13 protein-coding genes are annotated in these 13,068 nt (G+C 74.2%); 5 read left to right on the forward strand and 8 right to left on the reverse strand.

The features are described from left to right. Window positions 1-48 precede the first annotated feature (48 nt). From ACZ3UD_RS15390 to ACZ3UD_RS15425, 8 genes are all read right to left on the reverse strand, one after another. Window positions 49-927, reverse strand: coding sequence for a hypothetical protein (locus ACZ3UD_RS15390; RefSeq protein WP_465586642.1), 879 nt, complete (start codon window positions 925-927; stop codon window positions 49-51). Then, the gene (locus tag ACZ3UD_RS15395; RefSeq protein ID WP_465586644.1) at window positions 924-1,883 is read right to left on the reverse strand and encodes a type II secretion system F family protein; all 960 of its coding nucleotides are present in this window, start codon (window positions 1,881-1,883) and stop codon (window positions 924-926) included. The genes ACZ3UD_RS15390 and ACZ3UD_RS15395 overlap by 4 nt, the downstream gene beginning before the upstream one ends. Then, window positions 1,883-3,529, reverse strand: coding sequence for a CpaF family protein (locus ACZ3UD_RS15400; RefSeq protein WP_465586648.1), 1,647 nt, complete (start codon window positions 3,527-3,529; stop codon window positions 1,883-1,885). The genes ACZ3UD_RS15395 and ACZ3UD_RS15400 overlap by 1 nt, the downstream gene beginning before the upstream one ends. Continuing rightward, entirely contained in the window at window positions 3,519-4,820 is a 1,302-nt protein-coding gene (locus ACZ3UD_RS15405) for a CpaE-like family protein (RefSeq protein WP_465586650.1), read from the reverse strand. Before ACZ3UD_RS15405 ends, ACZ3UD_RS15400 begins: the two co-directional genes overlap by 11 nt. After that, entirely contained in the window at window positions 4,820-5,644 is an 825-nt protein-coding gene (locus ACZ3UD_RS15410) for an SAF domain-containing protein (RefSeq protein ID WP_465586653.1), read from the reverse strand. Before ACZ3UD_RS15410 ends, ACZ3UD_RS15405 begins: the two co-directional genes overlap by 1 nt. Window positions 5,645-5,766: 122 nt before the next feature. After that, window positions 5,767-6,717 carry a hypothetical protein gene (locus ACZ3UD_RS15415; RefSeq protein ID WP_465586656.1) on the reverse strand — a complete coding sequence of 317 codons (951 nt, stop codon included), beginning with the start codon at window positions 6,715-6,717 and terminating at the stop codon, window positions 5,767-5,769. Beyond that, a complete protein-coding gene (locus tag ACZ3UD_RS15420; protein WP_465586659.1) occupies window positions 6,711-7,190 on the reverse strand; it encodes a hypothetical protein in 480 nt (159 codons plus the stop codon). The genes ACZ3UD_RS15415 and ACZ3UD_RS15420 overlap by 7 nt, the downstream gene beginning before the upstream one ends. A gap of 280 nt (window positions 7,191-7,470) precedes the next feature. Next, the gene (locus ACZ3UD_RS15425) at window positions 7,471-8,322 is read right to left on the reverse strand and encodes a hypothetical protein (RefSeq protein WP_465586662.1); all 852 of its coding nucleotides are present in this window, start codon (window positions 8,320-8,322) and stop codon (window positions 7,471-7,473) included. 141 nt (window positions 8,323-8,463) lie between these two features. Between ACZ3UD_RS15425 and ACZ3UD_RS15430 the strand changes: the two genes are divergently transcribed. The 5 genes from ACZ3UD_RS15430 to ACZ3UD_RS15450 all read left to right on the forward strand — a co-directional run bounded on the left by ACZ3UD_RS15430 (window position 8,464) and on the right by ACZ3UD_RS15450 (window position 13,046). Continuing rightward, complete coding sequence (locus ACZ3UD_RS15430) at window positions 8,464-8,922, forward strand: pyridoxamine 5'-phosphate oxidase family protein (RefSeq protein ID WP_465586665.1); 459 nt, start codon at window positions 8,464-8,466, stop codon at window positions 8,920-8,922. 125 nt (window positions 8,923-9,047) lie between these two features. Further along, a complete protein-coding gene (locus ACZ3UD_RS15435; RefSeq protein ID WP_380614796.1) occupies window positions 9,048-9,500 on the forward strand; it encodes a MaoC family dehydratase in 453 nt (150 codons plus the stop codon). Window positions 9,501-9,784: 284 nt separating this feature from the next. Then, the gene (locus ACZ3UD_RS15440; RefSeq protein WP_465586991.1) at window positions 9,785-10,993 is read left to right on the forward strand and encodes an MBL fold metallo-hydrolase; all 1,209 of its coding nucleotides are present in this window, start codon (window positions 9,785-9,787) and stop codon (window positions 10,991-10,993) included. Window positions 10,994-11,386: 393 nt separating this feature from the next. Beyond that, on the forward strand, window positions 11,387-12,295 hold the full coding sequence (locus tag ACZ3UD_RS15445; RefSeq protein WP_465586668.1) for an acyl-CoA thioesterase: 909 nt from the start codon (window positions 11,387-11,389) through the stop codon (window positions 12,293-12,295). Window positions 12,296-12,395: 100 nt separating this feature from the next. Continuing rightward, window positions 12,396-13,046, forward strand: a complete 651-nt coding sequence (locus ACZ3UD_RS15450) for a TetR/AcrR family transcriptional regulator (RefSeq protein ID WP_387615530.1) — start codon at window positions 12,396-12,398, stop codon at window positions 13,044-13,046. Window positions 13,047-13,068: the final 22 nt, after the last annotated feature.

The raw sequence follows: 13,068 nt of genomic DNA on the forward strand, positions 1-13,068 counted from the left end.
GGGGGTCTCCCAGAGTGTGGTGTGGTGTCAGATACTCACAGACTGACGTCAGTTGAGCATCTGGTGGAGCGCGGGAAAGACGATCAGAACGGTCATCAGCAGGGTCAGGGCAGCCCCGGGCGCGACCATCCGTTCGCTGTCGGCGTTCGCGCGGGCGAGGTCCTCGGCCAGCAGCTCGCCGCGCAGGCCCTTGGCGCGGGCCCGCAGGGTGTCGTACACGGCCGCGCCGTCGGTGCCGGACAGCCGCATGATGTCGGCCACGTCCTGGAGCGGGCTGAGTCCCAACTCCCCGGCCAGCGCGTCGAGTCCGGCCCAGGGCGGGAGGCGGTCGGTGGCGGCGCGCTCCAGCGCGTCGCGGATCCGCCGGAACACCGCGCCCTGTCCGACCGAGGCGGCGCGGCGCAGTGCCTCGGCGGGGCCGCAGTCGGCGGCCCGCTCCAGGGCGACGAGTTCCAGGTAGGCGGCGATGCCGTGCAGGTACTCGGTGCGCGCCTCCTTGGCCTCGCCGCGCACGATCGCGTCCGGGACGAAGAACAGCAGCCCGGCCAGCAGCGGTCCGGCGACCAGCGGCAGGGCGAAGGGCAGGCCGACGTCCATCAGCGCGGCCATCGCGCCCAGGTAGGCGGGCAGCATCAGCCCGAGCACGGCGAACAGCAGCTTGTGCACCATGAACCGGGCCGGGGAGCGGCCGATCAGGGCGAGTTCGCGGCGTGGGACCGAAACCCCGCGCAGGGTGAGCGAGCGCTCGCCGATCCGGTCGTACCAGGGCGGCCGCTCGTCCGGGTCCTGCGGCCGGTCGGCCGGGGCGCGGTGCAGCCGGTCCAGTGCCTGGCGCAGGTCCGGTGGCGCGGGCCGCAGTTCGGCGATCAGCAGGGCGATGCCGCCGGCCGCGGCGGCGCCGGCCAGCACGGACCAGGGGGAGATCACCGGACCTCCCCGAGCTGCTCGGCGGGCTCCGGCCCGGGCCCGGCCTTGCTGCGCCCGCCCTTGCCGCGCCGGTCCGGCGTGAGCAGCCGGGGCACCGGCGGGTGCGAGGCCAGCGCGCGCATCCAGGCGATGATCGCGACGAACAGGGCGGCGACCACGGCGAGCACGACCTGCCCGAGGAAGGTCCCGTACGGGCGGGTGTACTCGGTGTTGAAGGAGCCGACCGTGACGACCAGCATGATGATGCCGACCAGCCAGCGGACGGTGGTGCGGTGCTTGGCCCGGTCGGCCTCGATGGTGCGGCGCTGGCGGACCTCCTCGCGCACCGAGTCGGCCATGTCGGAGAGCGTCCGGGCCAGGCCCGGGCCGCTGTCCCCGGCCCGCAGCACGAGGGCGGCGAGCACCTTGTCGGCGGTGGCGTCGGCCAGGCTGTCGGCGAAGGCCCGCAGTGCCTCCTCGGGCCGCCAGCGGGCCTGCAGCCTGGCGGCCAGCTCGCCGATCTCGTCCTCCAGGGCGGCGGGGGCGGTGCGGCGGCTGGTGACGATGGCCTGGTTGAGGCCGACGCCGAGCAGCAGCACGTCGGCGATCCGCTGGGTCCACTCGGACAGCGCCTCCAGGCGTTCGATCCGGTGGGTGTCCGGGCGGGTGGTGTCGAACAGCCAGGGCAGGCCGAAGACGGCCAGCGGCACCAGCAGCGCGGTCAGCGGGATGCGGGTGAACAGCCAGGCCAGCGGGGCGCCGACGAGCGCCAGCGGCAGTTGGATCCGGCGCAGCCGCACCATCCGCAGGGAGGCCGCGCCGGGGGCGCCGTACCAGAAGATGTGGGCCCGACCGGCCAGCGGGTTGTCCGGGCGGTCCGGCTCGTCCTCGTCGGCGGGCTCGCTGCCGCGGGCCCAGGCCGCCAGGGCGACCAGGCCGCCCGCGACCGCCAGCCCGCACAGGGCGAACAGCAGCATCACCGCGCGCCACCTCCGATCCGCAACTGCAGCGGGGTGGCCCAACTCCCGTACCGCGAGTCGAGCAGCGAGGCGTCGAAGCCGGCCCGGCGCAGGTCGTCCAGGCACTGCGGCGGGGTGTGCGGGACGGCGCGCGGCTCGCCGAGGTCCGGCCGGGGGCCGAAGACGGTGTTCAGCGCGGGCCGACCGCTCTCGCCGAGGCCGGTGACCTCCAGGACGTGGGAGACGAAGCGGTGCCGGCGGCCGCCGACGGCGGTCTCGTCGACCATGGTGACGTGCACGATGAGGTCCAGGGCGTTGGCGGTGAGCCGGTAGGCGAGGGCGTCGGTCATGTGCGAGCCGTACTCCAGGCAGAGTTCGGCGATCCGGTCGACCACCATGTGCGGGCCGCGGGCGTGCAGGGTGCACATCGAGCCGCCCTCGCCGTTGGTCATGACCCGCAGCATCGGGACGACCTCGCCGGAGCGGACCTCGCCGACGATGATCCGGGAGAGGGTCATCCGCAGCGCGGCGGGGATGAGGTCGCCGATCGTCAACTCACCGGCCAGGCGGCCCTCGACGCGTTCGCCGTTGCCCTCGCGGGCCTCCATCGGGACGACCTGGCGCAGGTGGCCGAGGGTGTGCAGCCAGAGCTCGAACTCCGACTCGAGGGTGCCGATCCGCTCGTCCGGCGGGATCTCGGCGGCCATCGCGCGCAGCAGGCTGGTCTTGCCGACGCCCTGGGTGCCGGTGATCATCACGTTCTTCCGGGCCCGGATCGCGGCGGCCAGGAAGGCGGCCAAGGTGGCGTCCAGGGTGCCGAGTTCGACCATCTCGGGCAGCGTCGCCGAGGCCACCCGATGGCGTCGGATCGCCACGTACGGGCGGGGCGTCACCTCGGTGAGCGCCTGCAGACGCATACCGCCCTCCAGACGCAGGGCGAGGGTCGGGCTGGCGGTGGACAGGCTGCGCTCGCCGCCGCCGTGCTGGCGGGCCAAGTCCTGGAGCAGTTCGACGAGTTCGGCGTCACTGTCGGCCACCGGCGGGACCTGGCGCAGGGGTTGGTGCACCTTGGAGACCCAGACGTCGTCGCAGCCGTTGATCAGGATGTTCTCGATCTCCGGGTCGTCCAGGTAGGGCTGGAGCCGGCCGGCCCGGAACAGCAGGTCGAAGACGGCCTCGGCGAGGGCGCGGTCCTGCTCCCGGGTCGGCGGGATGCCGTGGGTCTGCGCGTAGGCGTCGGACCAGCGGGCGACCGCCTCCTCGATCAGCGCGCGGCCGCGCTGACGGCGGGTGGCGCGGTCCGGCTCGGCGCCGGAGCCGGCGGTCAACCGGGAAATCTGCTGGTGCAGTTCGGCCGCGACCTGGCGCTTGAGCTCGCGGGCGACCTGCGGGTCGACGGCCGGCCGGGTGGCGGCGGCACGCAGGTCCAGCGAGGGCAGCTGGGAGGGTACGGCGGTGGGCCCGGCGCCGCCGCCGGGGGCCGGAGCGACGGGTTGGGGCGCGACCGGGCCGGGCTGGTACGCCTGTGCGGGCTGCGGCGGCGCGGGCGTGGGCGCAGGCGTGGGCGTGGGCGTGGGCGCAGGCGCAGGCGCAGGCGCGGGCGTCGACCAGGGCAGGGCGGCCGGGTCGGCCGTCGGGCGCTGATGCAGGGGGCTACCGCGCACGGAGCACCTCCCCGGGGGTGTGCGGGTACGGGTGCCCATCGATCCGACTGTCCGTCACCATGGGTTGCTGGAGCGGGTACTGCCCGTCTTCATCGGCCGGTCCCGGAGACTGGACGTACGCCTGGACGTGCGCCGGGAACGGCGCCGGCGCGGCCGGCTGCGGCGCCAGGGCGGCCAGCGGCGCGACCGGGCCGGTGGTGATCACCGGCGGGGTGTACGAGGGCTGCTCGCCCTCGCCCGGCCCGTAGGCCGGCTCCCCGTACGGCGTCCGGCCGTACGACGGATCCGCGTACGACGGCTGGCCGTACGGCTGCTGGCCGTACGAAGCCGGGGCGGACACCGGAGCCATCGGCGACATCGGGGACACCGGCGGCACCGGCGGCACCGGCGCCACCACGGGCTCCGGTACCGGCGCCGGGGCGGGCACCGGTACGGCGGGCGCGGCCGGCGCGGCCGGGTTCGGCGCCGCGAGCTGGGCGGGCGTGGGCGTCGGCGCGGTCGTCGGCGCGAGCCGCTGCCGCCGCCGGCGGATCAGCAGCTGCACCTCGTCGGCGGCCGAACGGGCCGTGCGCATCAGCTCCGAGCGGATGAAGCGCCGGTCGGTGGTGTCCCCGCCGTCGGAGAGCACCCGCGCGGTACGGGCGGCGTGCGGCAGCACCCCGAGCACCGGCAGGCCGAGCTCGCGGGACACCTCCGCCCTCGGGTACGGCCCCTCGGCGACCAGCAGCAGCCCGAGCGCGTCCGCCCCGGTCCCGCCGGCGGCCAGGTCCTCGGCGAGGGCGGCGAGCCGGGGGCGGGCCGCGCTCAGCCCGCGCAGTGTGGTGCGGACCGTCGCCGCCACCACGTCCGCGCGGCGGGCCAGCACCGCGCTCGTCCCGGTGGCGCCGGAGCGGCCGAGGTCCACGATGACGTCGTAGCCCTGCTGCTCGATGCCGTGCAGCAGCTCGGCGAGCGGCTCCCAGGTGTAGGCGAGGCCGGACGCCTGGGCCGGGTCGGTCAGGCCGGGCAGCAGCAGCCGCTCGGCATTGCCCTCGGGTGAGAGGTCGATCAGCTGCTCCCAGATGGTCTGGGCGAGCAGCCCGCGGCGGTCGGCGACGGCGAGGTTGCGCAGCCCGTACACCGCCTCGACCCGGCCCTCCAGGGCGCCCGCGAGCACCGCGCCGCCGTCCGGGTCGGCCTCGACCAGCAGGATCCGCCGACCGGGCGGCAGCGGCCAGGCCAGCAGCAGCGCCAGGGCGGTCGTGGTCGCGCCGGGCGCGCCCGGACCGCCGACCACCGCGATCACCGCCATCAGGCGCCGCCCGTTCCGGCCGGGGCACCCGTTCCGGCCGGGGTCGCGGGCGCGGTGGCCGCGCCGGAGGAGGGTGCGCCGGAGGATGGTGCGCCGGTGGGGGCCGCCGAGGAGGCGCCCGAGGGGGCGGCCGCAGCCCCGGTGCCGCTCGGGACGGCGCGCGGCGCCAGCAGCACCTGGATCCGCCCGCCGGCCACCCACTGCGCGAGCCGCGGCCCGTCCGCCGAGCCGACCGCCACGTCGATCACCTGGCTGCCGTCGGTGTCCACCCGGCCGACCGTGATGACCGTCGCGGGCAGCGAGTCGGCCCGGCCGTTGTCCGGGGTGTTGACCACGACGATCTGCACCCCGGGCTGGAGCCGGCTGGCGGGCAGCTGGCTGCGCTTGGCCGACACCCCGACCACGATCTGCCCCGGCTGCACCGACAGTCCCTGCGCCAGGTCGGAACCGGTCAGCATGGCCCCGCGCTTGAGGTCGGTGGCGGCCCGCATGCCGACCGCCCTGACCCGGTCCTGGGCGGACACCGGCCGCAGCGCCGGATCGCCCGCGATCCGGGCCACCACCAGGTCGTCCTCGGTGATCACCTGTCCCCAGGGCACGTCCCGGGCCAGCGCCAGCACCGCGACCCGCTGCCCGGTGCTGTTGTAGAGGGCGGCGCCGCCCAGCCCGCCGGCCGCGATCAGCGCGACCGCCATCGCCAGCACCGCCGGGCGCCGCCGCCGGGCCCGCATGGTCCGCCCGGGCGCGTGCGGCACCGCCCGCCCCCGGCCCGCGCCGCGGCCCTGCTGCTCCTGGCCCGGCTGCTCCGGTACCGCCACGGACACCGCGGCACCTGCTGGTGTGCCGGATCCCGGCGTCGCGAATGTACGGTTCTCCACCGGGTTCCGCCCTTCCCTCGTTCGCTTCCGGATCGCTCGTCAGTGCTCGAATCGCGCTGGTGGCACGGTCAGTTGAGGACCTGCACCTCGGCGACCCTGACCGTGAAGGGTTCGCTGTCCTGCTTGAGCCCGTCGATCGTGTAGGTCGCCGGCTGCGGCCCCTTGACGACCACGTCGGCCGCCCAGTGCGTCGTCACCGTGGCGCCGAAGACGCCGTTCTGCCTGGTACCCGAGCCGACCTTGAACGCGTAGCCGCAGTCCGGGGACTTGGCGGCGCCGTACTTGGGGTCGTACGGCGTCCCGGCCGTCACGCACTCCGTGGTCCCGCCGTCGCCGAAGTCCCAGGTGGTGCCCGTCAGTCGGGCCGTGACGGTGACCGAGACGCCCCCGGACTCGGCGTACCCCTGCTTGGGCGGCGTGGCGTTCTGGGCCCAGAGCCAGACCGGCGCGTTGACCACCGCCGTCCCGTCGGGTGCGACCCGGCCCACCGGCGCCGGGAGTCTGACCTGGTCGAAGGCCTCCTGCTTGAGCTGTGCCAGGGTCTTCGGCGGCTGCCCGTTCGGCCCGTTGGGCACGAATTCGATCTGGGCGCCGTCCTGGCCGCCGTTCGTCTGCGGGCAGACCTTCGAGTAGAGCGAGCCCTCCGAGGCCTTGTGCCCCTTCCACGCGTCGTCGCTCTCGGGGAGCTGCTGGTCCAGCGGACGGAAGTAGCACCCCTGGTCGCTGTTGAACCAGCCCCACTGCGGGTCGTGGCACGCCCACTGCACGTCGTGGTAGCTGCACACCTGCGGACCGGTGTCCAACCCGCCGCCACTGCTCCCGCCGGGGTTCGACGCTCCGGGCGCGGGCGTGTTTCCGCCGGAATTGGCGTGAGCGCAGATCACGCTCGGGAAACACTGTTCGGCCCCGCCGCTCGGCGGTTCGTCCGCCGTCGCTGTCACCACCGAGGACAGCAGCAACCCGGCGGACAACGACGCGACGACCGCGAACCGCCCGGCCGGTTTCCGCGCGTTCAGCATGTCCGGTCCACCTCCCGTGTGAACTCGTAGATCAGCCAATGTGCTTGGAACCTGCGCAGGGACGCGGTCGCGACGTACCGGTTCAAGCGCTGCCCGGGATCCTTCACGGCCCCGGTGACGGCATCGACGCGGTGCCAGCTGGACAGATCGACGCAGTCCTCGATCACCGCCGTCTGCGGATCGGCTTTCAGATCGATCGACTTGACCACCGCCGAATTGCGCGGCGTTCCGGTCATCACCACTTTGGCGTCGTGCAGTTGGCGGAGACCGACGAGGGTGTCCGACAGGGCGCGCCCGGAGGAGTACCGCTGCAGCGAGAAACCGTCCGAATCCGCACGCCCGAAAGCCTCGGCCTGCGCCTGCCACCAGTCCTGATAGGTGTTCAACGCCAGCCGGGCCATGGCCCCTTCCGGACCGTCGGTCGGCGCGATCGAGGTGTTTACCGAACCACCCGAAGGGGTTAACGGGTTCACTCCCGCAACAGTGGGAGCGGGCGACCCGAGACGATCGACGGAACCGTCGGCACCACCGCTCGCACAAGCACCGAGCAGCAACACCAGAACCGCCCCACCGACCACAACCGCCCCAGGGCGCAACACATTTCCGCGCTGCCGCATCGCCCACCTCGTCGCGACCGAGCCGATCCGTGATCCACGGCCGCCAGGAGAATTCCGCCGTCCCACGGGTGTTTCCGCTGGGGATCGATTCTTCGCCAACCCACCCCATCACGGCAACACCTCAGGCCCCCTGACCTTACGCGGAAGGCGGTTCCGTCGGGGCACTTTCCCGCCACAGAACGGCCAACAGTTCTTCGGAAAGCGACAATCCGGCCAATGCGCCCCGAACCGCGGCCCGATTGCGCATCAACAGGCGTCCGCCGTGCGGCGGAACGAGCAGACGTGCGACCGGCGCACCCGAACTACCGGCCGACTCCCCCCCGTCCAGCAACCCGGCGACGGCGGGCTGGAGGTCCAGCGGGGCGACGGCCGCGGGGGCACCCGGGACGCCGTGGCGCAGGACGGTGGTGAGCGCCCGGCTGAACGAGCCCTCGCCGCCCGGCAGTACGGCGTCCCGGCCGCGTCTGCCCGGGGTGTAGCGGCCGATCCGGCCCCACAGCGGGACCCGGGAGTAGCTGAGCAGTTCACCCGCGCTGTCCTCTCCGCCGCGCTCCAGCGCCGCCCAGGTGTCCCGGTCGGCCACCGCGTCGACCAGCAGCAGCGCCTCCTCGTGGTCACCGTGCACCATCGCGCTGACCACCCAGTCCCAGGCCAGGCCGCGCCGGTAGGCGTTGGCGGCGGTGCTGCCGCCGGTGACCAGGGCGAGCCGGCGCCCGCGCGGGTCGGCGACCAGTTGGCCGACCAGGCAGACCACCAGCCAGCGACCCGGGTGCTGGGCCGCGTCCCGGACGGCGGTGAGCATCGCGTTGGCGTCCGCGTCCGGCGCCGTACCGAGGACCCGGCAGCCGGCCGCGCCGGTGTCGAAGCACATCCCGGGCAGCACCTCGGCCAGCAGCCGAGCCCCCTCCGGCGCGCGCGCCGAACCGCCGTACGCCCGGTCCGGCCCGCCGTCCGCCCCGATCACCACCAGATCGACCCCGCCGGCCATCCGTCCGCCCCCTCCTCCACCATTCCTCCACCCGCCGGGCAGGCTACCGCTCCGGGCGGCCGCCGACGGGGCTCCCGGCCCGTCCGCTCAGGGACCATGGGCCCTATCGACGCGCGTACCGACCGGAGGACGATCGGACGCATGGAGCGTGAGGACCGTGTGGAGACCCTGAGCGAGGCCGAGTGCCTGCGGCTGCTCAGCACCGTGCCCGTCGGGCGCGTGGTGTACACCGAGCACGCGCTGCCGGCCGTCCTGCCGGTCTCCTTCGAGGTCCTGGACGGGCGACTGGTGCTCGCCGTGCGCCGGGGAAGTGCCACCGCGCGCGGGGTTGACGGCACGGTGGTGGCCTTCCAGGCGGACCTGCTGGACCCGGTCACCCGCACCGGATGGAGCGTGCTGGTGCACGGGCGGGCCGACGCGGTGAGCGACCCCGAGCAGGTGCGGCGGGTGCTGCGCTCCGGGCTGCGGCCGTGGGTGGGGGACCCGGAGCCGCTGTTCATCGCGTTGGTGCCGGAGCTGGTCAGCGGGCGGCGACTGTTCCCGACCGGGCAGGGCTCGCGGGAGCCGGGCCCGCTGGGGCGAACGGTGCTACGGCCCTGAGCCCCCCTCGCCTTCCTCTCGTCGTCGGTGCTCTCGCCGTCGGCTCCTGACAGAAACCGGCGGGTAGGCATACGCTTCCGGCGTCCTGACCCCTTGCCGGGCCCGTCCCTCTCCAGGAGCGCACCGTGACGACCTTCGCCTCCCTCGCCGAACTGACCGCCGCCGTGGGCACCGAACTGGGCACCAGCGAGTGGCACACCATCGACCAGCGGCAGATCGACCTGTTCGCCGAGGCGACCGGGGACCACCAGTGGATCCACGTGGACCCGGAGCGGGCGAAGGAGAGCCAGTTCGGCTCGACCATCGCACACGGCTACCTGACCCAGTCGATGATCCCGGTGCTGGCCAAGGAGTGCTACGGCGTCGAGGGCGTGCGAATGGCGCTGAACTACGGCTCGGACAAGGTGCGCTTCCCGGCCCCGGTGCCGGTGGGTACGGCGATCCGGGCCACCGCCGAGCTGATCTCGGCCACCGAGGTGCCGGGCGGGGTCCAGGCGGTGGTCCGGTTCACCATCACGAGTGAGCGCAGCGCCAAGCCGCACTGCGTCGCGGAGGCGATCACCCGCTTCTACGCGTAGCGCCGGCGCGGTACCGCGACCCGCGTCGAGTACGCCGATTGGACCGTGCGGGACTCTCCACCAGGTCCGGACGGCCCACGGCGCGTAGTCTCCGACGAGATGGTTGTCGTACCGCAGTGGCCTCATCTGCCCCTTGGGTGCGCGCCCCGGCATGCCCGGTAGCCGTGACCGTCCCTGGAGGAGCCGTGCCCCGCCCCGTCCCGTGGTTCTCCCGCCTCGCCGGTCTGACTTCACAGCTCGCCCCGTCGTCCGCCGGGCCGGCCGCCGACCGCGCCGTCCCGGGCCTGGCCGGACTCCCCCGCGCGGCCTGGCACCGGGTCCGGACCGACGCCTTCGGGGCCGAGCCCCGGGGCGAGCGGCTGGCCCGGATCCGCCGCTCGCCCCAGTTCGTCGACGGAGCCTTCCGCAACCCGGTGCCGACCCGCCGCCTGGTGTACGAGCGGAGCCCGCTGGAGATCACCCGCGCCCAGCTGGCCGGGGACAAAACCCGCCGGTCGCCGACCGCCGCCGTGCCGGTGCACCGGCTGCTGCCGGCCGACCTGGCCACGCCACCGGAGTCCGGGCTGCGGCTCACCTGGCTCGGGCACGCCACGGTGCTCGCCGAGATCGGCGGGCGGCGCGTCCTGATCGACCCGGTCTGGGGCGAGCGCTGCTCCCCGTTCGCCTGGACCGGGCCCAAGCGGATGCACCCGGTGCCGCTGCCGCTGTCCGAACTCGGGCCGGTGGACGTGGTGGTGGTCTCACACGACCACTACGACCACCTCGACATGGCCACCGTGCGGGCCCTGATCGGCAGCGGCGTGGTGTTCGCCGTGCCGCTGGGGGTCGGGGCGCACCTGGAGCACTGGGGGGTGCCGGCGGCGCGGATCGTCGAGCTGGACTGGTGGGAGTCGGCCGAGGTCGCCGGGCTGACCCTGACCGCCACGCCGGCCCGGCACTACTGCAGCCGCGGGCCGCGCACCAGCACGCTGTTCCTGTGGGCGTCCTGGGTGGTCGCGGGCGGCGGGCACCGGATCTTCCACAGCGGGGACACCGGCTACTTCCCTGGCTTCGCGGAGATCGGGCGCCGGCTCGGGCCGTTCGACGCGACGATGATGCAGGTCGGCGCGTACAGCGAGTTCTGGCCCGAGGTGCACATGACCCCCGAGGAGGGCGTCCGGGCGCACCTGGATCTGGGCGGCGAGCTGCTGCTGCCGATCCACTGGTGCACCTTCAACCTGGCGACCCACCCGTGGGAGGAACCCGCCGAGCGCGTCGTCATCGCCGCCCAGACCCTCGGCGCCCACCTCGTGGTGCCCCGCCCCGGCAAGCCCTTCGAACCCGCCGACCCGCCGGCGCTGCGGCTCTGGTGGCGCGCGGTGGCGGCGGCCCCGCGCGGGATCGAGCCGCTGGTCACCGCCGAGGCGCAGACGGAGGGGCGGACAGCGGCACGGACAGAGGTGCGCGAACCGGCAACAGATTTCAGCGAACAGATTTCAAACTCTGTCATCTGAAATCTGTTCGCTGACAGCCGTAGCCTGTCACCCGTCACTCGTTACCCGTCGCAGGCCACCCGTCACCTGTCACCCCGCGAGCACATCCCGCAGCCCCCGGGCCTCCTTCGCCACCCGCCCCGACCCGCCGCTCTCCGCCACCGCCAGTGCGCCAGCCACCGTCCGGCCGGCGAGGTCAGCGCCTCAGCGGCCCCCAGCACCTCCGGGTCCGTGCCGGGCCCGACCCGCAGCAGGGCCGCAAGCGTACGCGTGTGCGGATCGCGTCATGCGGAGCACACTCGGTGACGGGCCTGACAGCCCGTCGGGACCACCATGGAATGAAACACGTTCTATCCCTCGAAAGCGTTACCCCGGTCACACCGCCACACGGTTGGCATCTGCCACTATGGGCCGGTGACCGACCTGACCGAACAGCAGATCCCGGCCGAGCAGGCGCCCCGCCCGGCCGCCCCGTTCGCCGAACTGCTGGAGATCGAGCAGCTGGATGAGAACACGTTCCGGGGGCACTGCCATGCCGGGGCCCCGATGCGCGCCTTCGGCGGCCACGTCGCCGCCCAGGCCCTCGCCGCCGCCGGGCGCACCTGCGACGGACAGCGCGCGGTGCACTCGCTGCACAGCTACTTCCTGCTGCCCGGAAACCCGACCCGGCCGATAGACTACGAGGTCGAGCGGCTGCGCGAGGGCGTCACCTACGCCACCCGCCGGGTCCGCGCGGTGCAGGACCGGAACGAGATCTTCAGCCTCACCGCCTCCTTCAAGCGCCCCGAGCCGACCGGCGAGCGCCACCGCGAGATGCCGCCGGTGCCCGCCCCGGAGACCCTGCCCGACGCCTTCTCACAATGGGACGAGGAGCTGCGCGCCGCGATCAAGGCCTCCGACGGCTTCCGCGACCTCGAACTGCGCTTCGTCCCGGCGGACGCCCCGGGCGTGCCGCCCACCGTCCCGGGGATGCCGCAGCAGTTCGTCTGGGTGCGCATCGCCACCCCCTTCCCGGTCGACGACCCGCTGCTGCACACCTGCGCGCTCACCTACCTGTCGGACCTCACTCTGGCGTCCACCGCCGGGCTGCACGAGCAGCCCAGCTTCTTCCAGCGCACCGAGCCGCCCCGGCTGCTGATGGCCTCGCTGGACCACGCGATGTGGTTCCACCGCCCGTTCCGGGCCGACGAATGGCTGCTGTTCGCCCAGCGCAGCCCGTCCGCCTCGGACGGCCGGGGCCTGTCGCTCGGTGAGTTCTACGACCGGGACGGCCGACTGGTCGCCTCGGCCGTCCAGGAAGCGCTGATCCGCAGGCTGCCCTAGCCGGCGCAGGCCCCCGGACACCGCGGTGGCCACCGGGCGAACGTAAGGGGGCCGGTCGGCGTCATACTCCTGAGCGGCCCCGGCCCGTATCATGGTGCGGGTGACCAAGGTTGACCTGTCACCACGGCCGGTGGAGGCGATGTCTCCGCGTCAGCTCGAACGCCGCGAAAGCCTGATCGCGGCCGCGCTCGCCCTGGTGAACGAGATCGGCGTCGAGCGGCTGCAGATGAAGCAGGTCTGCGAGCGGTCCGGAGTCGCCCTGGGGACGGCGTACCGCTACTTCTCCTCGAAGGACCACCTCCTGGCGGCGGCGATCGCCGAGTGGCACCGCCTGCTGCTGGCCGACCTGGTGGCCGAGCTGCGCGGACCCCGCGCCGGGCTGGGAGCCACCGACCGGGCGGTCCGGTTCGTCCGGGGCGGGATGCGGGCCTACCAGCGGCAACCCGAGCTGGCCCGCCTGCGGGTGGCCGTCGCCGCCTCCACCGACCCCTTCGCCAGCGAGGCCCTGCAGGGGATGGCCCGTGCCGACAGCGCGGCCCTGCAGGCGGTGACGGCCGAGGTTCCGGCAGCGGCCAGCGACCTGGTGCGGCACATCGTCGCGCACGCCTGGCAGGGGGAGCTGACCGCCTGGGTGACCGGCCGCACCACCCTAGGGGACGCCCGGCGGCGGCTGGAGGACGTGGTGCGGCTGGTGCTGAACCCGTACGAGACCCACTACCCGGCCCCGTACGAGGTCCAGTCCACCGGCTGAGCCTCAGGCACGCGGGCTCAGA

It is taken from the genome of Kitasatospora sp. NPDC023118, assembly GCF_055560875.1.

Coding starts and splice junctions, on each gene's coding strand:
- ACZ3UD_RS15395 (WP_465586644.1), bottom strand. CDS start 1,883: ATGCTGCTGTTCGCCCTGTGCGGGCTGGCGGTCGCGGGCGGCCTGGTC.
- ACZ3UD_RS15405 (WP_465586650.1), bottom strand. CDS start 4,820: ATGGCGGTGATCGCGGTGGTCGGCGGTCCGGGCGCGCCCGGCGCGACC.
- ACZ3UD_RS15415 (WP_465586656.1), bottom strand. CDS start 6,717: ATGCTGAACGCGCGGAAACCGGCCGGGCGGTTCGCGGTCGTCGCGTCG.
- ACZ3UD_RS15425 (WP_465586662.1), bottom strand. CDS start 8,322: ATGGCCGGCGGGGTCGATCTGGTGGTGATCGGGGCGGACGGCGGGCCG.
- ACZ3UD_RS15430 (WP_465586665.1), top strand. CDS start 8,464: ATGGAGCGTGAGGACCGTGTGGAGACCCTGAGCGAGGCCGAGTGCCTG.